This window comes from Glycomyces artemisiae, from assembly GCF_003002955.1.
GTDB lineage: Bacteria > Actinomycetota > Actinomycetes > Mycobacteriales > Micromonosporaceae > Glycomyces > Glycomyces artemisiae.
The window spans coordinates 15,186-40,178 of record NZ_PVTJ01000007.1 but is presented as its reverse complement, the minus strand read 5'-3'; the positions used below and the strand labels follow the sequence as shown (position 1 = coordinate 40,178).

Annotated in this window: 25 protein-coding genes and 1 pseudogene; 10 read left to right on the top strand and 16 right to left on the bottom strand. The window is 69.4% G+C overall.

From position 1 onward, the window contains the following. Positions 1-9: 9 nt before the first annotated feature. The 5 genes from B0I28_RS17820 to B0I28_RS17800 form a co-directional block, all read right to left on the bottom strand. A complete protein-coding gene (locus tag B0I28_RS17820; protein WP_106365201.1) occupies positions 10-618 on the bottom strand; it encodes a hypothetical protein in 609 nt (202 codons plus the stop codon). Further along, entirely contained in the window at positions 611-2,341 is a 1,731-nt protein-coding gene (gene mhpA / locus B0I28_RS17815; protein ID WP_219926842.1) for a bifunctional 3-(3-hydroxy-phenyl)propionate/3-hydroxycinnamic acid hydroxylase MhpA, read from the bottom strand. The genes B0I28_RS17820 and mhpA overlap by 8 nt, the downstream gene beginning before the upstream one ends. Continuing rightward, entirely contained in the window at positions 2,338-3,285 is a 948-nt protein-coding gene (locus B0I28_RS17810; RefSeq protein ID WP_106365200.1) for a fumarylacetoacetate hydrolase family protein, read from the bottom strand. Before B0I28_RS17810 ends, mhpA begins: the two co-directional genes overlap by 4 nt. Next, complete coding sequence (locus B0I28_RS17805; protein WP_106365199.1) at positions 3,282-4,406, bottom strand: VOC family protein; 1,125 nt, start codon at positions 4,404-4,406, stop codon at positions 3,282-3,284. The genes B0I28_RS17810 and B0I28_RS17805 overlap by 4 nt, the downstream gene beginning before the upstream one ends. Positions 4,407-4,566: 160 nt before the next feature. Beyond that, entirely contained in the window at positions 4,567-4,944 is a 378-nt protein-coding gene (locus B0I28_RS17800; protein ID WP_106365198.1) for a DoxX family protein, read from the bottom strand. 260 nt (positions 4,945-5,204) lie between these two features. Here B0I28_RS17800 and B0I28_RS17795 point away from each other — a divergent pair, with 260 nt between their 5' ends. Together B0I28_RS17795 and B0I28_RS17790 are read left to right on the top strand one after the other, a co-directional pair. Beyond that, positions 5,205-6,395: an NAD(P)/FAD-dependent oxidoreductase gene (locus B0I28_RS17795; RefSeq protein WP_106365197.1), complete on the top strand. Its 1,191-nt coding sequence runs from the start codon at positions 5,205-5,207 to the stop codon at positions 6,393-6,395. Positions 6,396-6,492: 97 nt separating this feature from the next. Then, a complete protein-coding gene (locus B0I28_RS17790) occupies positions 6,493-7,446 on the top strand; it encodes an RNA polymerase sigma-70 factor (RefSeq protein ID WP_106365196.1) in 954 nt (317 codons plus the stop codon). 272 nt (positions 7,447-7,718) lie between these two features. Here B0I28_RS17790 and B0I28_RS17785 read toward each other — a convergent pair. Continuing rightward, positions 7,719-8,024 (bottom strand): annotated as a pseudogene (locus B0I28_RS17785) (sulfite exporter TauE/SafE family protein); the annotation flags it as partial. A gap of 6 nt (positions 8,025-8,030) precedes the next feature. Here B0I28_RS17785 and B0I28_RS27335 point away from each other — a divergent pair. The 3 genes from B0I28_RS27335 to B0I28_RS17775 all read left to right on the top strand — a co-directional run bounded on the left by B0I28_RS27335 (position 8,031) and on the right by B0I28_RS17775 (position 9,457). Beyond that, positions 8,031-8,216 carry a hypothetical protein gene (locus tag B0I28_RS27335; protein WP_181245863.1) on the top strand — a complete coding sequence of 62 codons (186 nt, stop codon included), beginning with the start codon at positions 8,031-8,033 and terminating at the stop codon, positions 8,214-8,216. 33 nt (positions 8,217-8,249) lie between these two features. Next, on the top strand, positions 8,250-8,822 hold the full coding sequence (locus tag B0I28_RS17780) for a hypothetical protein (protein ID WP_146148149.1): 573 nt from the start codon (positions 8,250-8,252) through the stop codon (positions 8,820-8,822). 86 nt (positions 8,823-8,908) lie between these two features. Next, on the top strand, positions 8,909-9,457 hold the full coding sequence (locus B0I28_RS17775; protein WP_106365194.1) for a transposase family protein: 549 nt from the start codon (positions 8,909-8,911) through the stop codon (positions 9,455-9,457). Here B0I28_RS17775 and B0I28_RS17770 read toward each other — a convergent pair. The 5 genes from B0I28_RS17770 to B0I28_RS17755 form a co-directional block, all read right to left on the bottom strand. Then, positions 9,435-10,538, bottom strand: coding sequence for a fatty acid desaturase family protein (locus tag B0I28_RS17770; protein ID WP_106365193.1), 1,104 nt, complete (start codon positions 10,536-10,538; stop codon positions 9,435-9,437). The genes B0I28_RS17775 and B0I28_RS17770 overlap by 23 nt on opposite strands. 120 nt (positions 10,539-10,658) lie before the next feature. Beyond that, positions 10,659-10,862 carry a cold-shock protein gene (locus B0I28_RS17765; protein WP_106365192.1) on the bottom strand — a complete coding sequence of 68 codons (204 nt, stop codon included), beginning with the start codon at positions 10,860-10,862 and terminating at the stop codon, positions 10,659-10,661. A 77-nt stretch (positions 10,863-10,939) separates the two neighbouring features. Then, positions 10,940-11,107 carry a hypothetical protein gene (locus B0I28_RS27330; protein ID WP_181245836.1) on the bottom strand — a complete coding sequence of 56 codons (168 nt, stop codon included), beginning with the start codon at positions 11,105-11,107 and terminating at the stop codon, positions 10,940-10,942. A gap of 378 nt (positions 11,108-11,485) precedes the next feature. Further along, entirely contained in the window at positions 11,486-11,839 is a 354-nt protein-coding gene (locus tag B0I28_RS26920; RefSeq protein WP_146148148.1) for a hypothetical protein, read from the bottom strand. A 331-nt stretch (positions 11,840-12,170) separates the two neighbouring features. Next, a complete protein-coding gene (locus B0I28_RS17755; RefSeq protein ID WP_106365190.1) occupies positions 12,171-12,353 on the bottom strand; it encodes a hypothetical protein in 183 nt (60 codons plus the stop codon). Positions 12,354-12,832: 479 nt separating this feature from the next. On the opposite strand from B0I28_RS17755, the gene B0I28_RS27960 reads away from it, so the two are divergent. After that, positions 12,833-13,051, top strand: coding sequence for a LuxR C-terminal-related transcriptional regulator (locus B0I28_RS27960; protein WP_281260945.1), 219 nt, complete (start codon positions 12,833-12,835; stop codon positions 13,049-13,051). A 54-nt stretch (positions 13,052-13,105) separates the two neighbouring features. On the opposite strand, the gene B0I28_RS17745 is transcribed toward B0I28_RS27960, so the two are convergent. Continuing rightward, positions 13,106-13,675 (bottom strand): TetR/AcrR family transcriptional regulator, encoded by a 570-nt coding sequence (locus tag B0I28_RS17745; RefSeq protein ID WP_106365189.1) that lies wholly within the window; start codon positions 13,673-13,675, stop codon positions 13,106-13,108. Between the two features lie 134 nt (positions 13,676-13,809). Between B0I28_RS17745 and B0I28_RS17740 the strand changes: the two genes are divergently transcribed. Together B0I28_RS17740 and B0I28_RS17735 are read left to right on the top strand one after the other, a co-directional pair. Next, positions 13,810-14,694 carry an alpha/beta fold hydrolase gene (locus tag B0I28_RS17740; RefSeq protein WP_106365188.1) on the top strand — a complete coding sequence of 295 codons (885 nt, stop codon included), beginning with the start codon at positions 13,810-13,812 and terminating at the stop codon, positions 14,692-14,694. A 115-nt stretch (positions 14,695-14,809) separates the two neighbouring features. Then, a complete protein-coding gene (locus B0I28_RS17735) occupies positions 14,810-15,511 on the top strand; it encodes an SDR family oxidoreductase (protein WP_106365187.1) in 702 nt (233 codons plus the stop codon). A gap of 229 nt (positions 15,512-15,740) precedes the next feature. On the opposite strand, the gene B0I28_RS17730 is transcribed toward B0I28_RS17735, so the two are convergent. The 4 genes from B0I28_RS17730 to B0I28_RS17715 all read right to left on the bottom strand — a co-directional run bounded on the left by B0I28_RS17730 (position 15,741) and on the right by B0I28_RS17715 (position 22,772). Then, positions 15,741-16,997 (bottom strand): glycoside hydrolase family 99 protein, encoded by a 1,257-nt coding sequence (locus tag B0I28_RS17730; protein WP_106365186.1) that lies wholly within the window; start codon positions 16,995-16,997, stop codon positions 15,741-15,743. Between the two features lie 30 nt (positions 16,998-17,027). Further along, positions 17,028-21,158, bottom strand: coding sequence for a glycosyl hydrolase family 28-related protein (locus B0I28_RS17725; protein WP_146148147.1), 4,131 nt, complete (start codon positions 21,156-21,158; stop codon positions 17,028-17,030). 446 nt (positions 21,159-21,604) lie between these two features. Continuing rightward, on the bottom strand, positions 21,605-21,826 hold the full coding sequence (locus B0I28_RS28635) for a hypothetical protein (RefSeq protein ID WP_219926839.1): 222 nt from the start codon (positions 21,824-21,826) through the stop codon (positions 21,605-21,607). Between the two features lie 211 nt (positions 21,827-22,037). Next, the gene (locus B0I28_RS17715; RefSeq protein ID WP_106365184.1) at positions 22,038-22,772 is read right to left on the bottom strand and encodes a TetR/AcrR family transcriptional regulator; all 735 of its coding nucleotides are present in this window, start codon (positions 22,770-22,772) and stop codon (positions 22,038-22,040) included. Between the two features lie 83 nt (positions 22,773-22,855). On the opposite strand from B0I28_RS17715, the gene B0I28_RS17710 reads away from it, so the two are divergent. Together B0I28_RS17710 and B0I28_RS17705 are read left to right on the top strand one after the other, a co-directional pair. Beyond that, positions 22,856-23,749, top strand: a complete 894-nt coding sequence (locus B0I28_RS17710; RefSeq protein WP_106365183.1) for a lipocalin-like domain-containing protein — start codon at positions 22,856-22,858, stop codon at positions 23,747-23,749. Between the two features lie 19 nt (positions 23,750-23,768). Next, the gene (locus B0I28_RS17705; protein ID WP_106365182.1) at positions 23,769-24,986 is read left to right on the top strand and encodes an FAD-dependent monooxygenase; all 1,218 of its coding nucleotides are present in this window, start codon (positions 23,769-23,771) and stop codon (positions 24,984-24,986) included. Positions 24,987-24,993 lie beyond the last annotated feature (7 nt).

Sequence of the window (24,993 nt, the reverse complement as noted above, 5' to 3'; positions counted from 1 at the left end):
TCTCTGCGCCTAGTTGAGGTCGGCGAGGAACGACTGCACGGTCTCGTCCTGGCGCTTGAGCCGGTTGGCCTCGGCGACGGTGAGGTTCGGGTGCGACACGAACCAGGCCTCGGCGGGGATCTGGTACTTGACGATGAAGTCCTTGACGTCGGGCGAGGCGATGCCCGGCCAGCCTTCGACGTTGCGGAACAGGTAGTCCATGAACTCCGGGATCTTCGTGGCGAAGTCGTCGATGTACGGGTCCCACTCGCCGTCGTAGGCGGTGGCGAACAGCAGCTTCGTGTCGTTCTCAAGGAACACGAAGCGCATGTTGTGGAGCGTGCCGACCTGCCCGGCACCGGCGAGGTTGCCGTCGATGACCTTGAAGAACTTGCGCAGCCGCGCCGCGCCGTCGCTCTTGAGCGGCATGATCACCGTCAGCTCCGACACCTCGCCGCTCTTGGCCCCGACCCGGCCGGCGGTCGTGACCTTGTGCTCGGCCGTCTCCTTCTGGTCGGCGAGCATCAAGCCGACGCGGAGCTTGAGCTCGATCTTCGCGTCCGAGATGGCCGTCTCGACCTTCTCCCGGACGGCGGCCGGCAGGGTCTGGAACTTTTCGAGCGCACTCTGCTCACTCATGGTGGTTTCCCCCTTGATTGGCGGTGTCGGCCTCGCGACCGGCACCGGTGGAACGGCTCGCAGCGAGCCGGCCGGTCTGATCATGCATTGCCGCTGACCAGTCCGGACTGGATTCTTGATAACCGCATCGCTGGTGATGCGGTCCCGCCGTGCCGGGCCGGATGCCCGCGGATGCGAGCAGGCGACGCCAGGCGCGGAAGTCGGTGCGGTCGGCGCTCGCGGCGACGACGCGGTCGGGGCGGATGAGGAGCGCGTCGGCGCCCGCCCGGTCGAGCAGGTGAGTGAGGGAGCCGTCGAGATCGACGGTGCCGGGGGTGCCGAGATGGACCACGGTGGTGCCCAGGGCCGCGAAGTGCTGGCGGAGCCCCGGTTCGTACGCGTCGAGCACGCCGCCCCGGTCACGGGTGACGACGGCGAATCCGTTGCCGAGCAGCCGGTCCAGTGGCACGGGGCCGTCGGCGGTCGCCATGAGCGGCTGCGGGCAGGGCCGTCCGACGGCCCAGCTCGCGCGGGCGCTCAGCGGGCCGGTCCCGAGCGCGGGCCAGACGAGATCCACGGCGCGCTGCTCGGCGCCCGGGAGGATCGAAGCGGCGCGCATGGCGGCACGGCGCAGGCCGATCGTGAAGGCGTTGCCGCCGGTCATCATCGATCCGATGAGGATCGCGATCCGGACCAGGCGCCTCGTGTATGGCCTGCGCTCGGCCTCATAGGTGTCCAGAAGCCGGTCGTCGGCGCGGCCGGTCAGCACCAAAGCGAGCTTCCATGAGAGGTTCGCGGCGTCGCGGATGCCGGCTCCCATGCCCTGACCGATGAACGGCGGCGTCAGGTGCGCGGCGTCGCCGAGCAGGAACACCCGGCCCTCGCGCCAACGTTCGGCCACGGCGCCGCGGAAGGTGTACCAGGTGCGGCGCACGACGGTGAGCCCGGCGGCGTCGACGTCACCGAGCCAGGGCCGGATCCGCTCCACCACCTGCTCATCGGTGATCTCGTCGGGATGTTCGCCGGGGCGCAGCCGGAACTCCCACCGGTAGCGGCCGGGCGTGACCATCATGAACGTCGCGGCACGGGCGTGGTCGCAGACCTGCTGCACACCGTCATAGGCGTCCAGCGGTTCCGGGCTCCGCACGTCGACCACGAGCCAGCGCTGCTCGAACCCGAGATCCTCCATCTCGACGCCGAGTCCGGCGCGGGTGAGGCTGTTCGCCCCGTCGCAACCGAGGACCGCGTCAGTCCACACCTCGGACTCGATGCCCGATGCGATGTCGCGGAACCGGACCCGGGCAGGAGCGGGGCCGTCTGCGGGCTGGTCGACCTCAACGACCTCGACACCGCCGAGGAACACCGCGGCATCCAGTTCCGCCAGGCGTTCTCGAAGGACGCGTTCGAGGTCGGGCTGGTCGAACATGTTCGCCTGCGGGTGGCCCATGCTCCGACGGTCGCGTGTGAACTCGGCCAGGATTCGCAGGCGGGTGTCGACCAGCTGCATGCCCGGCGCGGGCCGCGAGATCGCGCGGACGCGGTCGGCGACGCCGAGGTCGGCCAATGTCCGGAACACCTCGTCGTCGAAGTGGACGGCCCGCGGCTGCGGGTACACCTCGGGCCAGCGGTCCAGGACCAGGCACTCGATCCCGCGTTGGGCCAGGCCGATCGCAGCGCTCACACCGGTCGGACCGGCGCCGACGACCACCACGGGGACGCGTCGGATCGCATTCACGGCGCTCACCGGACCGTGTTCCGCTGGACGCCGAGGTCCAGCTCGCCGTCGTCGGTGCGGATCGCGGCCTCGACGCGGTCGCCGGGCTTGAGGTAGGCGCCGCTCTTGGCCTGGCCCTTGACGAACAGCTCCCACTTCTTGTCCTCCGGCAGGAGCGCGCTGATGCGCTGCACGAGCGCGCCGGGCGGCTGGAGCGCGACGCCCCCGGGCGTTCCGGTGAGCAGCAGGTCGCCGACCCTGAGCAGTTCGAGACCGGACCATTCGGTCAGCGTCGCGGCCGGTCCGAACGCCATGTCGCCGGCCAGGCTGTCCTGGCGGGCCTCGCCGTTGACGGAGAGGGTGAGCCGCAGGTCCCTCCAGCGGGCGACCTCGTCGCGGTCGGGCACGACCAGGTACGGCCCGACGGGGCAGAACCCGCGGTAGCTCTTGCCCTTGTACCACTGCCCCTGCGGCAGTTGCACATCCCGGGCGCTGACGTCATTGGCGACGACGAAGGCGCCGACGTAGTCGGACAAGGTCTCCTCGGTCACGGTGACCGGGCCGGTGATCGCCTTGCCCAGGACGATCCCGAGCTCCACTTCGTAGTCGAGCAGCCGCACGTGGCCGGGCCGGACGATGTCGTCGTCCGGTCCCGCAAGCGACGCGGTCGACTTGGTGAACAGTATGTTGAACGCACGGTCGGGGTCCATGCCGGACTCGATCATGTGCGAGCGGTAGTTCGCTCCCTGGCACAGGATGCGGGCGTCCGGAACCGGGTGCAGCAGCCGCAGCCCGGCCAGTCGCATCCGGTGCGCGCCGGAGCCGACGAGCAGCGCCCGCGCGGCCGCGGCCCCGTCGGCGAGGACGTCGGCGGTCGTCTCGTACTCCTCGGGCAGGGGGAGTACATCCGCGCCGTCGAGGACGCCCCAGCGCGGGCCGTGCTCGCCGTCGAAACGGACCAGGTTGATGCTCATCGCGTCGCCACTTTCAAGAGGCCGACCAGGCGTCGGACGTCGAATTCGTTGTCGTCGTCGCGCAGCGCCGCGACGAGGTCGCGGATCATGTGCGCGGAGGGCTTGGCGCCCAAGAAGTTGGCGGTGACCGACGGCCCCCACTGGGCGAGGCCGCTGGCCGACATCTGGGTCCAGCCGACCTCGACGGAGTCGTCGAACATGTCGCCGTCGGCGAAGTGCTCGACCATGACCGAGTCGGGGTCCCGCCAGTAGTCGAAGATCTGCGAACCCTGGATGTGGCGACCGATCCCCCACGCGCGCTTGTACCCGCGGTCCTTCAGGAACTCGCCGCCGGTCGCCACCGCGTCCAGGTCGGCGACCTGGTACGCGGAGTGGACGTAGCGGCGGCTCGGGCCCAGGTGCATCGCGAGCGTGTGGTGGTCGGCCGGGGTCGAACCGCGATCGCAGCGGATGAACGCCATGGTCGCGCCGCGGTCCCGCTGGCCGGGGAAGTACAGGAAGTCGGAGACGATGAGGCCCAGGTGCTCCTGGTACCAGTCCAGCGTCCGATTGAACGTCGGCGTCTCCAGTACGACGTGCCCGAGCCGCTCGACCCAGGCCGGCTCGCGGACGGGCCGCTGCGTCGCGTTGACCCGTGTGACGCGACCGAAGTTGAGGTCGAGCGGGGCGCGGTGCGGCAGTTCGGGCAGCTGGTCGATCTCGGCGACGACTTTCAGGGCCATCCCCGAGGGGTCGGCCAGGCGGAGCATCGCGCCGCCGCCGGGGCCGCGGCGCTCCTCGACGTTCGCGCCGGTGGCGCGGGCGAGCCGTTGCAGGTCGGCCCGGGAGGCGGCACGGAACGCCGGTCCGAGGAACCGGGAGGACCTGCCTCGGCGGATGACCACGCACTGCGACCCGGCCAGGCTGCCGCGCAGGTGGATCGCCTCGTCGTCGCGGTAGGCGGTGACGAGCCCGAAGTCGTGGGCGAAGCGCTCGGCCGCATCGAGGTCGGGCTTCTCGAACTCAAGCCAGGCCAGGTCTTCGACCTTGATGACCGGGTTCTTCGCCCGGTCGGCCCGGTCGCCGCGGATCGCGCCCTGCTCGCTGTGGAGGTCTTCGTGGGCGGTCTTAGGAGTGGACATTTCTGATCACCTCAACATTTCTGATGATGTCATCAGATTATGCCCACTCGATTCCCTTCGCAAAAATCAGAGCTGATGATTTCGTCACTTTCTTCAGATCAGGGGACTGAGCTGGGAAAACGCGAACAGGGCCGAGTTTTCCCGCCCATACCGCTGCTTGTCAGATGGTGAACGACTCGGGGCTGAACCGGCCCCAGGCCACGAACGCGGCCACAGCGAGGAGGACGAGGCAGAGCGCCACGTTCTTGTAGTGCCCGTAGCGGGCGTGGGTCACCATCCCGCCGATCATCAGCAGCATCCAGCAGGCGGCGGTGATCGGCACCATCGCCGGTGCGATGTCGAGCGCTGCGGGCAGGGTCAGGCCCGCTGCGGCCAGGATCTCCAGGACTCCCAGGGATCTGACGAAACCGGTGCTTGAGTCCGCGGTCCAATCAGTGGATTCATCCAGCTTGGACTTCGGCAGGAGCACCTTGGTGGCGCCGCTGAACAGGGCGAGCGCGGCGAGGAGCCCGGCGACGATCCAGAGGGCGAGGTTCATGAGCTTCTCCTTGCGGGGTGCGGGTGCAACCGGTCGGGCATGAGACACCGCCGGTCGCAGTTTCCTGACGGCCCCGATCGATGATGTGGGTCACATATGCGGCCCCATCGGGCTGACGGTCCCGTATCGAGGCCGTCGGCGGGCCGGGCCGGGCACTCGACGCACCGACCGGAGTATGGTGTGATCTGCTCCACTGGATGTCAGGATTTCGGCCGGGGCGGTGTCTAGTGCTCGACCCTCTCGGATCGAAGGAGACACCAATGGGCAAGAACCTCGAAGTCGTCGTGATCGGCGGCGGATACGCCGGAGTGATGGCGGCCAACCGGGTACGGGGCCATGACGACCTGAAGGTGACCGTGATCAATCCGCGGCAGGTCTTCGTGCCGCGGCTGCGACTGCACCAGCTGGTGGCCGGAACACACGATGCGGTCGTCGACTACGGGGAGGTCCTCGCCGAAGACGTCGACCTGGTGGTCGACAACGCGACGCACATCGACGCGGCCGGGCACACCGTGACCCTCGCCGAGGGCGGCGGCATCGGCTACGACTACCTGATCTACGCGGTCGGCAGCCACAGCGGCGGACCGCAGGTGCCGGGCGCGGCCGAGTTCGCCCATCCGGTAGCGACGCTGGAGGCCGCACAGAGGCTGCGGTCGATGCTCCTCGACCAGCCCACGGCGGCAGTGGTGACCGTCGTCGGGGGCGGTCCGGTGGGCATTGAAACGGCCGCCGAACTCGCTGAGCAGGGTCGCAGTGTCAGGCTGGTCTGCGGCGCCGTCGTCGGCCCGTCACTGCACCCCAGCGCCCGGCGCACCGCCCGCAAGTACCTCACCCGACTGGGCGTCGAGGTGATCGAAGGCCCCGGAGCATCGGTCACCGAGGTGAGGCCGGAGGCCGTGGAACTCGGCGACGGCCGCACCCTGTCCAGCGCGGTCACCGTCTGGGCGGCGGGTTTCGGCGTGCCCGAACTGGCCCGCCGCAGCGGGTTGCGCACCGACGCCGCCGGGCGCCTGCTCACTGACGAGACGCTGACCGGTGTCGACAGCGATCGCATCGTCGCAGCGGGCGACGCTTCGGCGCCGTCGGACCTGCCGTTCCGGATGAGCGCCTACATCGCCGGGTGCCTGGGCGCCCACGCCGCCGACACGGTGCTGGCTCGGATCGCCGATGAGCGGCCTGCGCCGATCGACCTGTCGTTCCAGGCCATGTGCTTCAGTTTCGGCCGCGATGCCGGGATCTTCCAGCTCCTCGACAAGGACGACTCGGCGAAACGGTGGTACTTCCCGGGGTTCATGGGCCGCAAGCTCAAGGAGTTCTCGTGCGCCGCCAGCGTCAAGCACCTGGTGACCGAGGCGGACAAGCCCGGCTCGCACCACTGGCCGAAGGACGGCGTCCACCGACCGGCTCTGCTCCAGGCCCGAAGCACGAGCGCGTCGGTACCGAACGCGTAGCCGCCGGCTTCGCCGCCATGACCAGCGGCACGGTTTGCAACGGTGAACGGGGCCGGAAACGCCGCGCTCCCAAGACGATCTACAAGAGAGAGGCCTCATGCACACCGCGAATGCGTCCGGTGAGGGACCGGCGGCCGAGGGCACGGGCCCCGGCGACGGCGGCAACGCCGCCATCGCGGCAACGGAGACGTTCGTCGCGCACCGGAACCTGCTCTTCACCATCGCCTACGAGATCCTCGGATCCGCGGCAGACGCCGACGACGTCCTGCAGGAGACCTGGCTGCGCTGGGTCGGCGTCGACGCTTCGCTCGTCGGCAACCATCGCGCCTACCTGGTTCGCATCACCACACGGCAGGCGCTCAACCAGCTGTGTACGACCAAGCGCCGACGGGAGTCGTACGTGGGCTCCTGGCTGCCGGAACCGCTCCTCACCACCGCGGATGTGGCCGCCGATGTGGAACTCGCCGAAAGCGTCTCGATGGGCCTGATGGTCGTGCTCGAAACCCTGACACCGACCGAACGAGCGGTGTTCGTGCTCCGCGAAGCGTTCGGGCTGGGCTTCGACGAGATCGCGGCCGCAGTGGAGAAGACCCCCACCGCCGTGTACCAGATCGCCCACCGCGCCCGCCGCCACGTCGAAGCCCGCCGCCCACGCCGAGCCGTCAGCGCGCGCGAAGCGCAAGCGGCCGTCGAGGCGTTCCGGCGCGCACTCGAGACCCGGGACTTGCAGGGCCTGCTCGACGTCTTCGCCTCCGACGTGGTGGCGATCAGCGACGGCGGCGGCGTCAAGCAGGCCACCCCATGGCCTGTGGTCGGCGCGGACAAGGTCGCGCGGTTCATGGTCGGAGGCCTCACCAGGCACGACGTCACCCTCACCCTCGAACCGGCCGCGATCAACGGCAGCCCCGCATTGGCGGTGCACGTCGAAGGGCAGCTCGAGGGCGTCATCGCCGTGCGGGTCGAGGACACCCGCATCGCCGGTCTCTACTTCGTCCGCAACCCGCACAAGCTGACCCGTGTCGACACCGAAGTCCCCCTCACCCTCCATTGACTCCGACCTCACCCGCTCGCTCGATCCGACCAGGCATGGCCAAGCGGCGAGCGCTGGCGCGAACATCGCTCTCCAGGACGACACCGTCTCCGAGCCAGAACCTGCTTCCGACGCCAGAACCATGAACCTCACGATCACGGATGAAGTACTAGCCCGGAGTGGAGCGGAGACGGATCTTGGCGATCGCGTTTCGTTTGATCTCAAGGACTTAGGTCGACCGCGGGCCCGTTCCGCAGCTTGTGACTAAAGGTTGTCCCGGAAGTTGTGGTGGGTTAGTGGTGGCGGGCGAGTTTGGTCGCTGAGATCAGCAGGATGAGTGCCAGGATCGGAATCAGGGCCATGTCGGGGACGATGCCGAGCAGCAGCCCGCCGAGCACGACTCCGGCGATGGACCCGGCGGCGATGACTGCCACGAATCGGCGGTTGGCGGTCAGGACTTTGAAGCCGCCGCCCCTGCTGTAGCGGCTGAAGGCCACCAGCATGGTCGGCAGCGACACGACCGGGGAGAGGTTTCCGGCGGTCTTGATGTCGATGGCGAACAGCAGCACGATGGTTGGGATCAGCAGCTCGCCCGGAGCACGGTGGTGCGCATCCGCATCGCCGTCTTCGCCCTCGTCGGCGCCACCGAAGGCGCCGCCCAGCTCGCCTGCTTCGACCCCGCGACCTACAGCGCCCCAGTCCAGGAGGCCATGCTCGACTCGATCCTGGACGTCTACGGCTTCGCCGGAGCGGCGACAGTGGACCGCAGTTGCCACGAGACCGTATGTTGAAGGCCCAGCGAAGCCAAGTCGATCGGAGCCCCCATGCGTCGACCACTCTTCGAGCCGTGGCCGGAACCGAGCCGCTCGGACGCCGCCATCAGCCTGGCGATAACCCTGGGGGCGGTGCTCCTCGTCTGCGCGTTCCTGCTGCTGGGCCTCGCCGTCTCGGCGAACGCCGCGACCCCGGCGTACCTGCGGGGCATCGACCCCGAAATCGCCCACACCTACCCGCCGGTCATCGACGCGGCCGTGCGGTGGCTGCTGCTCTATCCGGGGATCGCGTGCCTCGTCCTCGCAGGCGCCTTCGGGGCGCTGGCGCTCGCCGCGAAATCCGGGCCGAGGTGGTCGGTCGTGGCCAGCGGAGTCGCCTGCGGTGCGGGCGCACTCGCCCTGCTCGTCCTCTTCGCGCTCCGCGCCGCGCGGACCAACCTCGAGTTCTACACCGTCTACATGTGGCTCAGAGACATGTCGCCGACCCAGTTCGGCACCTCGATGGAAATCGCGCTCCTCGCCACCGTCATCGGCCTGCCGACCATCGGCATCCTGCTCATCCGCCGGCACCTGCGCAACGCTGATGCCGCGGAGCAGCACGCCCGCCAGGGCTCGCCGGGCTGAGCGATCCGTTCGGCAACGCCCTGCGGTTCAACGATTATCAGTAAGGACCATCGTAGATTCGTTAGAGCGCATGGCGTCATGCCTGCGTGGCGAACGTAGTCAGCGCAGCGGATGCAACCTTGGTGGAGCTGTTCAGCGGGCTGCGGCCGCGGGTGTTCGCCAAGCTGGTACGCCAGCTCCGACGCGAAGGGGCCGACCCCTGGTCGCGGGGCCGGCCCTGGAGTCTCGACTTCGAGGACCGGGTGCTGCTGGTCGCCGCCTATTGGCGCACCAACCTCACCATGCGCCAGCTCGCTGCTCTGTTCGGGACCTCGAAGTCCGCCGCCGACCGGATCATCGACGACCTGGGGCCGAAGCTCGCGCTCCGGCCTCGCAAGCGCTTCGCGCCCGGGACGGTGCTCATCGTCGACGGCACCCTGGTACCGACCAGGGATCACGCGGTGGCGGCGAAGTCGAAGAACTACCAATACTCGACCAACTATCAGGTCGCCATCGATGCTGACGCCCGACTGGTCGCCCGCGTCGAGCACGCTTTCGCATCGATGAAGGTCTGGAAAGTCTTGCGCGACTGCCGCCTCCGTGGCAACGGAGTCAGCTGTGACGCGGTCGCGGTCAGAGCCGTCGGTACTCGTTGAGGAAGGGGCATTCGAAGGGGTCGCGGGCGGCGAGGCCGACCTCGTTGAGGTAGGCGATGACGATGCCGTAGGAGCGCAGGAGGGTCGCCTCGGTGTAGGGGACGCCGGTCGCGCGGCAGTGCGCCATGACGATCTTGCGCGCCTTGGCGAGTCCGGGTCGGGGCATGCTGGGGAACAGGTGGTGTTCGACCTGGTAGTTGAGACCGCCCATGAGGACGGTCGCCCACCAGCCGCCGGAGACGTTGCGCGAGGTCAGCACCTGCTTGCTGAAGAAGTCGAGCTTGGAGTCTCTGCGGACCACGGGCATGCCCTTGTGGTTGGGCGCGAACGAGGCGCCCATGTAGAGCCCGAACACCGCAAGCTGCACGCCGGTGAACGCGAGGGCGAGTCCGAGGGGCAGGATCAGGAACACCGCGGTCGGGAAGATCGCGAAACGCGTCGCCAGCGAGGCCAGTTCGATCCAGCGGTCCTTGACCGGTTCCCGCGACAGCAGGTGCCGCAGGCCCAGGAAGTGCAGGTTGACGCCTTCGAGCGTCAGCAGCGGGAAGAACAGCCAGCCTTGGCGGCCGGTGACGAGCCGCCGCAGTCCGGTCGATGCGGCGGCGTCCTCTTCGAGGAACGAGATCGTGTCCACGTCGATGTCGGGGTCGCGGCCGACCCGGTTCGGGTTCGCATGGTGGCGCGAATGCTTGCTGTCCCACCAGGAGTAGCTCATCCCGGCGATGGCGCCGAGGACCTGGGCGAGGCGGTCGTTGGCGGGGCCGCGGCCGAGGATCTGCCGGTGGGCGGCCTCGTGAGCGAGGAACGCGGTCTGGGTGAGCAGGATGCCGAGCACTCCGGCCACCAGCAGCTGGAGCCAGCTGTCGCCCAGCAGGACCAAGGCGATTCCGCACGCGGCGTAGCCGATGGCGATGGCCGCGGCGACCAGGGCGTAGAACCAGGGGGTGCGTCGCAGCAGTCCGGCGTCGCGCACGGCTTGGGCGACTTCGGTGTAGGCCCGGATCGAGGGAGTGGGCGACGCGCTCGGAGGGCGAGCGGGCGGAGCGGCGGCTGAGGGAGCCGGTGTCGACGCGGGGGCGATGGCAGTGATGGCGGTCCTTCTGTTCGGTTGCGGTCTCGTCGGCGTGCCGGGCGCGGCGCCCGTCCAGGAGAGCCGGGTCGAAGCGGCGGATCGCCCGCCGCTTCGACCGTCACGTTCGGGTCAGAGCGCGCTGATGTTCGCGGCCTGCATGCCTTTCTGGCCCCGCTCGATGTCGAACTCGACGTGCTGGTCTTCTTCGAGGCTTCGGTGCCCGCTGCCGTTGATCGCCGAGAAGTGCGCGAACACGTCTCCGGAACCGTCGTCGGGCGCGATGAAGCCGAAGCCCTTGTCGGCGTTGAACCATTTCACGACGCCAGTGGCCATGTCGTGTCTCCTTCATTGTGTTGGACCGCGGTGCGATCCCTACGAGCGTCGGCGGAGCCGACGCCAGGTCATGGTGATCAGGTACGGGGGCCGGCGAGGCGTTCGCCGGACGCGATCAGCTCGAATTCCAGTGCGAGGGACGCGTCCTCAAGCGATGGGTGGACGCCGAGGGCCTGCGCGCACGGACCGTGCAGCACGTATCGGCCGTCGTCGACCGATGCGAATCCGGCGAACTCTCCGTCCATGGTGGCGGCGTAGAGGTCGTCCGCGGCTCGTTTCCAGAGGATCTGGCCCTGAGAGACGGCGTGTGGTGAAATTGAAGAGATGACTACCTGATTCGTTGAAAATGTTGAAACGTCGTGCTGCCGAGCAGCGGATGACGTTGGGAATGCCCGAAGCATGTCGAGCGGATGAGAATCGTCAGCTGGTCTTGGTCGCATCTGACGATCAAGTTCGATTGCGGTCGGAGAAAATCGAATAATGACCGCGGAATACTCAGTGTACACCACCGCAAACACGGGAGTGCCACCCGCACCGGATCCGGACGGAATGAGGCTCGTGACCTCCCCTGAATCGACTGCGATGTCGTCGTGGGGAGGCCGGACGCCGATCCGAAGGCGCGCTTACCGACGCGTCGCCCGGTGCAGGACCGCCCGGCCGCGTTCCGGCAGCTCTGCCGCCACAGCCAGCAGCGTCTCCCTCGCGTCCTCCAGGTGATGGAGCACTCGATTGCGGCTCCTCGCGGCCTTGCGGCGGTCGTAGGCGATCTTGACGCCGACGACAGCGGCGGCCACACCGGCGGTGACAGCCGCAACGACGACTGGGTGGGACTTGACCGCCCGCAACAAATCTTGTCCACATTCGACAGTGAGATTTTGATCCGTTGGTCGCTCGTCGACACCGGATTCCTTACTCGGCGACAGCCCCGAGTCGGACTCGGCAGAGTCCTCGTACAGGAAATCCTCATGTGAAGCCATTATCGGACCTTTCCTGCAGGAGCATGCTCGTGATCCGACCTTATCCCCAAAGCCCTGCTACCACAACACTCCACGAGCCACCGGCAACGGCTCGTCCGTTTCAGGGTTGCGGCGCCGCCGAACGACCTCGTGCGTGGTTGTGGTTGGCGCGCAACGCTTCTTGTGGGGACCCCCGCTCCCGAAGACGACATCTGCGACTACGCAGGCAAGAGGACTGATGTTGTCGCTCTCGGTGGGACGGGCTCCAGGTCGCGAATCCCCGGGACGCCGCGTCAAAGTGAAGCGGAACCCCTTCGACCGCCGGCGGACCGGCGTGTCGAAGGGATTCCGTTCACTCCTCGGTCTCTATCTCGTCTTTCTTGTTGGGGCTTCTGCGCCACAGGTCGGCCAGCGCCGTCAGAATCGCTGGCCGCTCGCTGGGGCGGCTGCCCCTGAGTGCCATGTGCGCGAGAAGGAGAAGGGTGGCGAAGGAGGCGAGGACGGTAACAACTCCCACTGTTGTGTATCCCAGCACGGCCTTGCGATCCTTTCGTGCGGGGCCCGCCGCTTTTGCCAGCAAAAAGCAACAGACCGGATGATGTTGTTTAATTCGGGCATTTCTATCCCTAGCATCGTGAAGTCACTTTCGTGTCGACCTGTGTTGGAAATCGACTGGCAACTCCGTTTGAGGAATTTATACAGGACCACGTTGCGTAGTTGCACGGGAGGATGCGCGCGCAAATGCACGTGCATTATCTCGAAAAGATAACGCCGAATTTCGGTGAGGCGTCCCGTATCAGCCTCTCTGGGAGGGCTCCGCCGCCACGGCGCAGTGTCCCCGCCCCGCCGCCGATCGTTCGGCTAGCTGCCGTAGAGCAAGTCGCCGAGGATCTCGGCGAACTGGTCGAGGTCGAGGAGGTCGATGCCGAGGCACTCGGCTTTGGCAAGTTTGGTGCCGCAGTTTGCGCAGGTCCACATCCATCGACCCTCCGGGGTAGCGGTGATCACCGGTGGATCGACCGGCCTGGACCGATCAGCGGCCTTCACGCCCGCGAGCCGGAGGTCCTCACCGGCCTAGCCGAAGCCATGCGCAACCGCGAGATCGCCCAGCGGCTGCGCCTGAGCGAGCTCGCCGTCAAATTCCACGTCTGCAACATCCTGGCCAAACTCGGCGTCGCCACCCGAGGCCAAGCCGCCGTCCTCGCCCGAGGCGACCGGCCCGGAGCCGACTGACCCCCTCGGTCCACAAGCCAACGCCGGATGAATCCTTCTGGAGGCGGCGAGGGCTCAGTGCAGGCCCGCTGCGTCGAGCAGTGCGGCCACGGTGGGGGCGAGGAGGCCGTCGAGGTGTTCGGCGCCGATCCCGGCGCGGGCGCTGGCGCCGTCGAAGATCAGGGTGAGCTGCCGGGCGAGGAAGTCGGGGTCGCTTGCGCCGCCCTGTTCGGCTTCGGTGCGGAAGTAGGCGGTCAAGTTTCCTTTGACCTCTCGCGCCACGCGGCTCGCGGGGTGGTCGGGGTTCTTGAGTTCGATCTCGGCCGACAGGTAGGGGCAGCCCCGAAATTCAGGACTGGCCGATTGCGATGCCACCTGGTCGAAGACGTGCATGATCCGCTCGCGGGGGCCGAGGTCGCTATCGGCTGCGGGCAGGAGCCCTGCCACGTAGGCGGAGGCGCGCCGTTCGAGGCTCGCGGCCAGCAGCTCGTCCTTGCTTGGGAAGAGCTGGTACATGGAGCGCTTCGACACACCCGCGGCCTTGCACAGCGCGTCGATGCCGATGTTGACGCCCTCGCGGTAGGTGAGCGCGGCCGCGGCGTCGAGCAGGCGTTCGCGGGAATTGGGCTTGAGGTCCGTGGTCATCGTGCCAGGTTAGCGCGATTCAGAAGCATCGTAAACCGATCGGTTTCAGATCCTTGCACTTGGAAACAGATCGGTTTACCATGGTGGAAACCGATCGGTTTTCTCACTATCAAAACCGGCTAGGAGCAGCAGCGATGTCCACCGAAGCACCGTATTCCACGATCCAGATCCCGGGTGCCGCCAGCCACACCGTCCCCGCCCGGGAAGGCCGCACCCGGGAGGGGGCGTTGCGCTATCTCAAGGCCGGGCGCGGCGCGCCCTTGGTCCTGCTGCACACCGTTCGGACGCAGGCCGAGCACTTCCGCCATCTCATCCCGCTGGTCGCGGACCGGTACGCCGTGTACTCGCTCGACCTGCCCGGTATGGGCTTCTCCGAGATCGTCCCCGGCGCCTCCTACGAGGAGCCCGCGATGCGGGCCGGGGTCGAGCGGCTCCTGACCGAGCTCGACCTCCATGACGTGACCCTGCTCGGCGAGTCGATGGGCGCGACGCTCGCCCTGACCGCCGCTGCCGACCTGCCCGAGCGCGTCCGCCGAGTGATCGCGGTGAACGCCTATGACTTCCGCGGCGGGATCTCCCGGTCGGGCCCGCTCGCCCGCGTGGTGATCGGCGGCGTCCTCACGCCCGGGATCGGTCCGGTGATCGCCGGAGTCGAGCCCAAACCGGTCCTCCGCGCCATCCTGCTGGGCGGGCTGGGCGACAAGACCGCCCTCCGTGAGGACTACGTCGACGAGCTGCTGCACGTCGGCGCCCGCCCGGGCTACCCGGTCGTGGCCCGCGGCGTGTACCGGAATCTGCCGAGCCTCATCGCCGCCCGGGCCCGCTATACGGAGGTCAAAGCTCCGATCCACCTCGTCTACGGGGAGCAGGACTGGTCCCGACCCTCGGACCGGAAGGCCAACCGGGAACTGCTCCCTGACGCCGAGTTCACGCAGGTCCCCGGGGCCGGCCACTTCATCGCCCTTGAGCGCCCCGACGTACTCGCCGACCTCCTGGATGCGCGTGAAGCAGCCGCCTAACCGAGCCGGCACGAGTTGCCTGCGACACAAATGCTTTGCAGTAAAAACCGATCGGTTTACTGTTGCTGAAACCGATCGGTTTCCACGGATCGGAAGCCACCTTCAGGAGGTAGTCATGACATCCATCAAGGGCGCCAACGTCCTCGTCACCGGCGGCAGCCGGGGCATCGGCAGGGCACTGGTCGAGGAGCTCCTCGCACGCGGGGCCGCCAAGGTCTACGCCACCGCCCGCGATCCGCGCACGATCACGCACCCGGGCGCGGTCGCGCTGGCCCTCGAAGTCACCGACCCCGCATCGGTGGCGACCGCCGCCGCGCACGCGCAGGACGTCACCATCGTCATCAACAACGCGGGCGCCATGAGCGGCGCCTCGTACCTCGACGCCTCGGTCGACGACATCCGCCGTGACCTGGAGGTCAACTTCTACGGGCCGCTTCTGGTCACCCGGGCGTTCGTCCCGGTCATCGAGCGCAACGGCGGCGGCCGCATCCTCAACGTCCACTCCGCACTGTCCTGGCTCGCCGACGGCACTTCCTACAGCGCCTCCAAGTCCGCCCTGTGGTCCCAGTCGAACTCTCTGCGCCTGGCTCTCGCGCCGCGCGGGATCGGCGTGACCGGGCTCCACGTCGGCTATGTGGACACCGACATGGCCGCGGGTGTCGAGGCGGCCAAGGCCGACCCTCGCGACGTCGCCGCGGCCGCGCTCGACGGCATCGAGACCGACGCGAGCGAAGTGCTCGCCGACGACCTCACTCGCTGGATCAAGTCCCAGATCTCCGGCGACCTCGACGCCCTCTACGCCCAGCTGCAGCGGTAGCGCACCGCCGAGGCCAACGCCGCACCCGACGCCGTCGGCCGCGCACGCCTTGGGCGCGGCCGCCCGCTGCCCCATCGCCATCCGCCCCCACACGCTCCAGGACTGGGCCCGCGGCGCCGCGGCCGTCGCGATCCAGTCGCTCGTCCGCTCCTGAACGGCGGCGACGTCGCCGACTCCGGCCAGGCGGCTCCAAGGGGCGGAACCCCTGGAGCCGTCTCGGCCGGAGTCGTCACAGCCGCGGAGGCGTCGGACGCGCCGAGGTCACCGGGATCTCGCCCCGCAGCATCCGGCCGCCGTCGTTCGTCAAGCGCAGGTAGTAGTCCGAGGAGCAGGCGGTGCCGTCCTCGTCGAGCGCCCAGATGCCCGACCCCGAAGGGACCTGGCCGGCGTTCTCAGCGGTCTTGGCGATCTGGTTCCCCTCGTTGTACTCGTCGAACATCGAGATGTAGGTGCTGGTCACGCCCGCGCGCGCGTGGTTGTAGAACTGGCGCCACATGAAGTCGCCGTGCACCCGCTGCCGCTCCTGGAGGTCGCCCGGCAGCGTGCACGGCTGGTAGTCGATCCCCAGGCGGCCGCATTCGGCGAGATCCGGAACGGTCGCGACGTTGTAGAAGTTGTCGGCGTCGCCGACACTGCCGATCCGGCCGACGAGCCACGGCGAGATCATGTCGAACGAGCGGTACACGTCCGCGAAGCCGGGCCGCGAGTCGTCGCCCAGGGTGCGCCACCAGGTGGGGACGCCGCCCATGAGGTACACGCCCTGGCCCTTGAACCAGTCGACGACCTCCTGGCACTCCTGCGGAGTGAACGGACGCTGCGCGTCGTTGAACCCGAAGCCCCAGATCCCGACCACCGGCCTGCCGTTCTGCCGGGCGTAGGCGGACGAGCCGGTGTGGGCCGACATCTTCGCCGCCCAGTCCTGCGTGATCTGCGTGCGCATCGAGAGCCAGTCGCTCACGTCGTACATGATGTAGTACTTCCTGCCGCTGCGCTCCGCGGCGGAGCGCACCCGGTCGGCGACAGCGTCGCGCGTCGGCCCCTCGGACCCGAACGGGTTGAACCGCTGCAGCGCCGCCGTGTGGATTCCGTTCTCCGCCATCCAGCGGAAGTGGACATCGACGGACTGCTGGTCGTACGAGGAGAACAGGTGCGCCAGGCGCCCGTCGCCCAGCGGGGGGAAGCCCGTCCCATAGGTCTTCGCGTACTCGCGGTGGTCGGGCCAGGACTTGATCGCCGTGTTGGAGAGCGAGGGCGGCTGGTCGGCCTGGCGGGCCCAGTGCCACCAGGCGTCGATCGGCGCGCCGTCGCCGCGGCACGCGAACCAGCCCTGGTAGCCGGCCGTGACCTTGCCGACGACGTCGCCTGGCGCGCTCGCAGCTGCGCCAACTGTCGGCTCGCCCAGGGCGGCGTAGGCTCCGGACACGGTGGCGGCCGTCGCGGCGGCGGCCGCGGTGACACCGAGGAAGGTCCGTCGGGAAATGCTCATTGCAGCGCTCCTTTCATCGAGTGCGGTTGCTCAGTCGCGGCACTCGGCCGCTTCGAACGGCAGGACGAGGGCACCGGTCGCGCCGTCGGCGTTCGTCACCTCCACCTCGACCGCACCGGCACCGACCGCGGCGGAGCGGGTCGGGAACTGCCGGAACGCGTATGCGCCAGGGCCGAACTCGCCGATCCGACGCTCACCGAACGGCGACGACAATGAGACGGCGAGCGCCTCGGCCGCCGTATTGCGCAGGTACACCGCGATCCGGACCTGCCGACCCGCGCACAGGCTCACCGCCTCCGCCTCAAGCCATGTCTCCGGCGCGGGCGCGAACACCGCGGTGAGCTCGGTGTCCCCTTGCAGCGCGAACGTGTACCGGGCGTCGGTCGAGACGACCTCACCGGAACCGTTGCGCCACTCGGCGAACCGCGAACCCGCCGCCGCCTCGGCCGCCACCGTCACGGTGCTTCCGGTCTCGTACCGGCCCGGTGCGACCTCGTTGCCCTCGATCGCGGCGGTCCCGCCGTCACCGGCCGCCGCGGTCAGCGCCGAGGTCGCCATGTTGATCGCCATCGGGTTCACGATCGTCACCGGCCCCCGGCTCGTCGTGCCGTTGTAGCGCATCAGGTTGACGACCGTGACCGCGCTCGCCGCATCGGCGTCCACTGTGTATCCGCCCGGCCCGAGGTTGTCGGTGCCCAGGTTGAAGGCCGTCACCGTCGCGCCGTCGCTCGCCGCGATCCCGTCGTGCGAGCCGTACGCGAACGTGTTGCGCACCTCCAGGCCCTCGGCCCCGACCGCGCGCACGAGTACCTCGCGCTCGCGGCTGACGCCGTCGATGACCTGCGCGAAGAGGTTCGCCTCCTCGACCCAGCCCGGAATCCCGTACGCGTTGCGGGTCATGACGTTGCCGTTGGACAGCACGCCGTCCACGACCCCGTCGGAGGCCCCGTCGACGCGCACGCCCTCGGACAGGAAGATGCCGAGCGCGCGCCGCACGAGGAACCCGTCCGCGTCGGCGGTCAGGTCGATCGCGTTCCACGCGTTGTCGAGGCCGATGTTGACCGCGTACACGCCCGGGGCGTCCCCTCGCACCGCGAACGGGTAGGCCACGGCGCCGTCGTCGGAGGCCGGGTTGTTCTCCGGGAACAGGACCCGCAGGCCCCGCACCCCGGCGTCCGCACCTGCGAGGGTCACGACTGCGGGCGCTTCGAGCGCGGCCTCCACCGACGCCTCGTCGGCGCCGTCCTGGCGGCCCTCGTAGGCCATGAGGACCGTGCCCGAGGACTCCACGAGCGAAGTGCGGTTCGGCACCGCCGAAGCTCCGCGCAGCTCGACGCCCGCGGGCACGGTCAGGTGCCCGCGCACGGTGTACCAGCCTGCGGGCAGGTACACGACGCCGCCGCCAGCAGCGCCCGCGTCGTCCAATGCATTCTGGATCGCCTGCGTCGCATTGAAGTCCGCGAACTGCTTCGGTGTGCGCGGCACGTTGTACGGCTCCGCAGTGACGTCGAAGAGGCGTTCGGCGGGCCGGGGCGCGTCGCGCGCCGCGGGGAGCGCGGGGACCTCGTCCGGACCCGCGAGCACCCGCACCTCGCCTTCGAGCGCGCCGTCCACTTCGGTGTCCGTGAGGTTCACGTACCCGTCGGAGCCGTTGCGCACCGCGGCCTCCGAGCCTTCGAGGACGCTCGACGCGAACGAGGCGCCCCAGCGCGCGTCGGCGTCCTCCACGAGGACCGCGACATCGGTGTCCGTGATCTCGGCGTCCACGAAGACCCCCGTGAACGAGGCCCGCGGGCCCTTGACCGCCTTGATGCCCACCGCGTAGTCCGCAGCGTGCAGCCCGGTGAACTGGTCCCATTCCAGATCGGCCAGGACGAAGCCGGTGCCGTGCGCGCGGGTCCACGCGTCCAGGACCGCCCGGTCGGGCGCGTGGTACTCGGCGCCCGCCCCGGCCCAGTACATGTTGTCGAAGCGCACGTCCTCCCACACGCCGACGTCGGCGCCGTTGTACCCGGCAGCGCCCTCGAACAGGACGGTGCCGGACACGTTGCGCACGTTCGCGAGCTCGTGGCCCTGCGCGCCGGGGCCCTCGCCGCGGTCGTTGCGCGTCGTGGAGATCCCGATGCCGCGGTAGGAGTTGAGGAACGTGACGTCCTCGACCGTGCCGAGCATGTAGTTCTCATTGCCGATCCACGCGAGCCCGGGGATCTCCACGGTCCACCCGTACGGCACCGGGTCCGCGGCGTCCTGCTCCGGGTAGTACGTCGTCAGGCCCACGACCCCGGCCGAGCCGCCGACGCGCAGCAGCGCCGGACCGTCCTCTCCGGACGGCAGGCGCGCTTCGAGCACCGTGCCCAGCCCTTCGGGCGCGTCGGGGTCGCCGAGCGGCTGCTCGTCGAGGTCGCGGTGGTCGCCGCGCAGCGTGCAGTACGCGGACACCTCCAGGGTGTCGCTCACGACGTAGGTCCCGGCCGGGGCCCACACGGTGCCGCCGCCCGCGTCGCGGCAGACGGCCAGGGCCTCCCGGATCGCGGCGGTCGAGTCCTCGGTACCGGTCGGGTCGGCCCCGAACTCGGTGACGTCGAGGTCCGCGACCACGACATCGCCGCTGGGGAAGACCGTGTCCGCGATGCGCGGCTCCAGCGCCGCGTCCGCGACGTCGCGGACCTCGAACGCCGTGAGCCCGTAGGCGCCGCGCTGCGTCGCGCGCTCATCGAGCGCGAGACGCACATACCGGGCCTCGGTCTCCGCGAAGCGCGTGCGGATCGGCCCGCCGCCGAGCGCCCCGGAAGTCGCCACGGTGGTGAACTCCTCGCCGTCGCCGGACACCTGGATCCGGTACACGTGCGCGTAGTCGGCGGTCCATTCCGCGATGACCTCATCGAACACGGTCGGCCCGCCCAGGTCCACCTGGACCCAGGCGCTGTCCTCGTCGCGCCCGGACACCCACGCGGACCCGGTCCCGTCGGTGACCGCGCCGGGCTCGCCCGCGCTGGTGGAACTCGCGGTCGCGGCCGCGCCGCGGGCGAGGTCGGTCGTGATCTCGGCGGCGAGGAACGCCTCCAGTGCGCCCTGCAGTGCGTCGATGGCGGCGTCGATCTCGGCCTCCGTCGCTTCAGGATCGTCGAGGACGGCCTGCGCCGCTTCGATCGCGTCGTGCAGCACGGCTTTCGAGCCCGCCGGATACTGGCCGTCGCGCCTGCCCTCGCGGGCGGCGTAGTGCGCGATGTCGGCCTGCTCCACCAGTTCGCGGAGTCCCACGGTCGGGTCGATCTCGCGCGGCACCACGGTTACGGCGAGGCCGTCGAGCCGCACGTCCTCAGTGGAGCCCTCGACCGAGACGCGGAAGTCGGACCCGTTGGAGCGGTTGGTGAGGATCGCGTCCTCCAGCAGCCACGACTGCGAGCCCCACGACCCGTCGTCGCCCAGTTCGCGCCGCTCGGAGGGCTTGAACATGTCGGGGATGGTGTCGCCCGGCGAGTCGTACTGCAGGAACAGCGATCCGCCGCCCTCCTGCACCGTCGCGTCGACCAGCACCCGGTCGCTGGTGTCGAGCGCGTACGTGTTCGACACGTTCGCGTAGACGAAGTTCGTGCCCTGGGCGCGGCCGGTCTGCCAGTAGCCGCGGTCGCCGTCGGTCCCGGTGACGAGCCCGGCGGTGTCGTCGCCCGCGCGCACGGCGATGCCGTGCTCGGCCACGGTCGGGCCGAGGTCCACACTGGTCCCTTGGGCCACCACGCGGACCGACGCGACCGTCAGGTCCCCGTCCGCGGCCGCGAGCGCGACCTCCGGGTCAGCGGCGGCGCCGAGCGCACCCGCGGGGAGGGCGACGACGGTGGTGGTCCAGCCGTCCCCGTCGCCGTCCTCCTCCGCGTTCCCGGCGTCGAGGGTCTCGGCGCCGCTCGTCGCCACGACGACCTCTCCCGCGAGGTGGTCGACGACGAGGTATCCGGGGGTCGCGTCGAGCCGGTCCACATACTCGTCGGCCACGTCGAGCGCGAGCCGCTCGGCCCCTGCGGCGGCGTCGGTGCGCCAGTACTCGCGCCCCGCCTGCTCACCGGTCGCCTGCGCGTCCGCCGTCGGTGCGGTGGCGACGGCGATTCCGTGGGTCCGCGGGAGCGCCGACAGGTCGGCGCCGACCCCGGTCGGGTACCGGTCCACTTGGACAGCGGGGGCGGCGGCTGCGGCTGGCGCTGCCGGCCACGTCACCGCCATCGCGAGGGCCGCGGCAATGACGACCGCGCGGCTCATCAGTGAGGAGCGCGCAGTCCTCAGTCGGGTTGTCACCGGCGGGTATCTCGACGGCAGTAGGGGGCTGCAACGCTCCGATGTCGACAGTCGAGGCGATAGCACCGACCGATCCGGTTGCAGCGCATGCCAACATGGCAGTTTCCTCATTGAAACTCCTGTGGGGGGTGGCGATCCGCGGGCCGATGGGGGGTCGGTCACGGTGTAGCCAACAAAGTAACGCAAAGAGTGTTATTAAGTCAAGCTGCCAGCGCGCGTCGCGGTGATGTCGAGCTGCCCGGCGGGGGAGATGTTGCGGCACAAAGGATCACGAAGTCGGTATGAGCCTCGGGGGTCGTGTCGGCTGTTCCAGGATGCCTCTAGGGGTGTGGGAGGCCGGTGAGTTCGGCGAGGCGACGGTGGGAGTCGAAGAGGGCCTTGCGGTCGTGGGACGAGGTGCCGATGAGGAGTTCGTCCCCGCCGGTGGCCCCGACCAGGTCGGCCAGGCGCGGCGGCGTACTCCCCGCCCGAGCCGACCGCGAGGACGAAGGGGTCGGGGCGCAGCCCTTCGCCGGGCCGGGCGTGCACGCCCGGGTGGGCATCCTGCTAGCCGGTGAAGTAGCCGAGGAGCTCGGTCAGGAGCTCGTCGAAGTCCTCATATGATGCCGCGCAGCGCCAGCGCGGTCCCGATTGTTTCGCGATCGTGCCGATCGTGCCCGGCTTCACCGGCTCGGCTGAGCCCGAGGTCCGTCGCGGGTCGCCGACTACCGCCGGGGATACGGGCCCGCGCCACCGGCGGTGCTGTCCCACGACTCAGCGGTTCGCGGCGTGCAACCCGGGGGCGTCGAGCGTGTGCCGGGCGTCCTCCAGTGCGGTGAGGACCGCTTGCGCAGCGGCTCGGAGGCGGGCCGGGTTCGGGGGACCGGCGGGTTCGAGGGCCGTCCGGATGGTGTGGGCGAGGAGGTCGGCTCGGTGCTCGGTCGGATAGTCGGAGTTGTCGAGGCCGGTGACGACGCCGCCGGTGACGGCCCCGTGCAGGGCCATGTCGATGATGAACACCTGGTCGGCCGCAGGAAGCGCCTCCGTCAGGAGTCCGTGGGCGCGCCAGATTTCGACTAGGCGTGCAAGTAGTTCGCCGAACCCGAGCTCCCGGATCACCGGCAGGCCGGTCCCGGAGACGGCGAGTGCGCCGAGGAGTTCGTCGTCTCCGGCGAGCATCGCCCGGTGGATCGGCGCGCGGGCCTGCTCGGCGAACACCTCCCGGGCGACCCTGCTCGGCCGGGCGGCGTCCGGGTCGCGCTCGATGCCCGTGGCGACGGTGTGCACGTGCTGGCGCAGCTCGCGGCGCAGCAGCGCGGTGAACAGCTGCTCTTTGGTCTTCCAGTGGAGGTAGACCGTCCCCTTCCCGATGCGCGCGCGCCGGGCGATCTCGTCGACGGTGACGCGCTTGTAGCCCCATGCCATGAGCAGTTCGCGCGCCGCGTCGAGGATGCGTTCGGCGCGTTCGTGTTCGGGCTGCGGTGCTGTGGCCGGGCGGTCGTGCGTCATGGGCCCAGTATCTCACGCCACAATTCTGATTGACCAAATTTCAAATCTGGTCAACTGGTACTCAAGTGGGGTAGGGTCTGGCCATGAACTCCCACAAAACGACCACCGCACACCCCGTGCTCTTCGACCTCTCCGCAGACCTCGCTCCCACCGCCTCGGACGCGGGCGACTCCTGGTGGTTCGCCTCCAGACTGCGCGACGACGACGGCGACATCTACTGGACGAAGACCCACGTCATCCAGATGGGCGAGTCGTACGTCAGCACCGTCTCGGTGCTCCGCGACAGCGACAGGCGCGCCGACGAGCGCCACACCGCCGAGCCCGCCGCCGAAGTCAAGGCCGCCGCCGACCGCCTTGACGTCCAGACCTCCCTGCTGGACATGAGCGGCGGCCCCGACAAGTTCACGACCTCGGGCGCCACCGACGACGCCGCGTTCCGGCTCACCCTGCGCCGCACCGAACCCGCGCTCTACAACGGCGGCAGCGGCGTCTTTCCCTTCCTCGGCGGCCGGACCGGGCAGCTCTCCCTGCCCGGACTCGCCGCCACGGGGACGATCACCATCGACGGCGTCGAGCGGAACGTCAAGGGACGCACCTGGTTCGACCGCCAATGGATCGCCGGACCCGCCGACCCGCCGCGCTTCCTGTGGTTCGGCCTCGACCTCGGCGACGGACGCTACCTCAGCGTCTGGGACACCACCGGGGACGGCGTTTCATGGCTCACCGCCCTCAAGCCCGACGGCACGCATGTCATCACCGGCGCACAGCGGACTGCGCACGAAGGCGGCTACCTGCTTGCGATTCCCGATCTGGAAGCGTCGCTGGAGATCACCTACCGCCGCCTCGACGCCACCGAAGGCGACTCCACCAACGTGTGCACGGTCGCCGGAACCTTCGCCGGACGCGAGGTGACCGGACATGGCTACCACGACATCGTCGGTGCCAGCGGTCCCGAGACGGCCAGGCACCACGCCTGAATCCGAAAGGAGCAATGCAATGGGAAACCTCAATGGACGCCCCCGTGCGCTGGTGGTGGGCCTCGGGATCGCCGGGATCGCGACCGCGTTGCGGCTGCGGCAGATCGGCTGGGAGCCGGTCGTGATCGAACGCGCCCCCGCGCGCCGCTCCGGCGGATATTTCATCATGCTGTTCGGCGCCGGGATCGCCTCCGCGCAGCGACTGGGCGTCCTCGACGCCATCGGCGACCGCAGCGGCCCTGACGTGCGCCTCGACTCGGTCAACCGCGCCGGGCGCCGCAGAACGGGCTTGAACCCGGCCACCCTCGGCCCCAACCCGCCTCGGACCCTGCTGCGCGGCGACGCCGAACGGGCCCTCTTCGACGCCCTTCCCGACGACGTCGAGATCCGCTATTCGACCGTCCCGACCCGCATCGCACAGGACGCCACCGCCGCCGAGGTCGACCTCCACGACACCGCCGCCGACACGACCACCACCGAGCGGTTCGACCTGGTCGTCGGCGCCGACGGCATGCGCTCCACGGTCCGTCGGCTCACCTTCGGCCCCGAGGACTTCCTGCACCCGCTCGACTACATGATCGGCGTGACCCTTCTCGACCGGCCAGTCACCGGCTACGGCACGGGCGAGGGCATGATCCTGGCTGAACCCGGCCGCTCGGCCTGGATGTTCCCGTTCAAGGACCACCCGCCGAGCCTGCTGTTCTCCTACCGCACGCAGAACGTCGACGCCGAGTTCAGCCGCGCCCCGATCGAGTCCATCAGGGCCGCGTTCGGACCGCAACCGCCCGGCCCAATCCTAGAGGAGCTGTTCTCCCGCTTCGAATCTGCCGACGAATTCCTCTTCGACTCGGTCAACCAGGTGCGGATGCCGCGCTGGCACGACGGCCGGGTCGTCCTGGTCGGCGACGCCGCCTGGTGCGTGACCCTGTACGCGGGCATGGGCGCCTCCAGCGGCATCGCGGGCGGCGAACTGCTCGGCACCATGCTCGAACGCCACGTCGGCGACGTCCCCGCCGCGCTCCGCGAATGGGAAGCCCGCCTGCGCCCGTTCATCGCAGTGGAGCAGGAGTCGGCGTTCACCACGCGGAGCCTGTTCACGCCCCACGACCGCAAGGAGTACCTCGCGCGAGCCGTGATGACACGGCTCATGGGCTCACCGGTCCTCAGCAGAGTCCTCGGCAGCCGCGCCCAGCCTCCGGGCATGGAGCACAAGGCAATCGACATCGCCGCCGTCTGAGGACCGG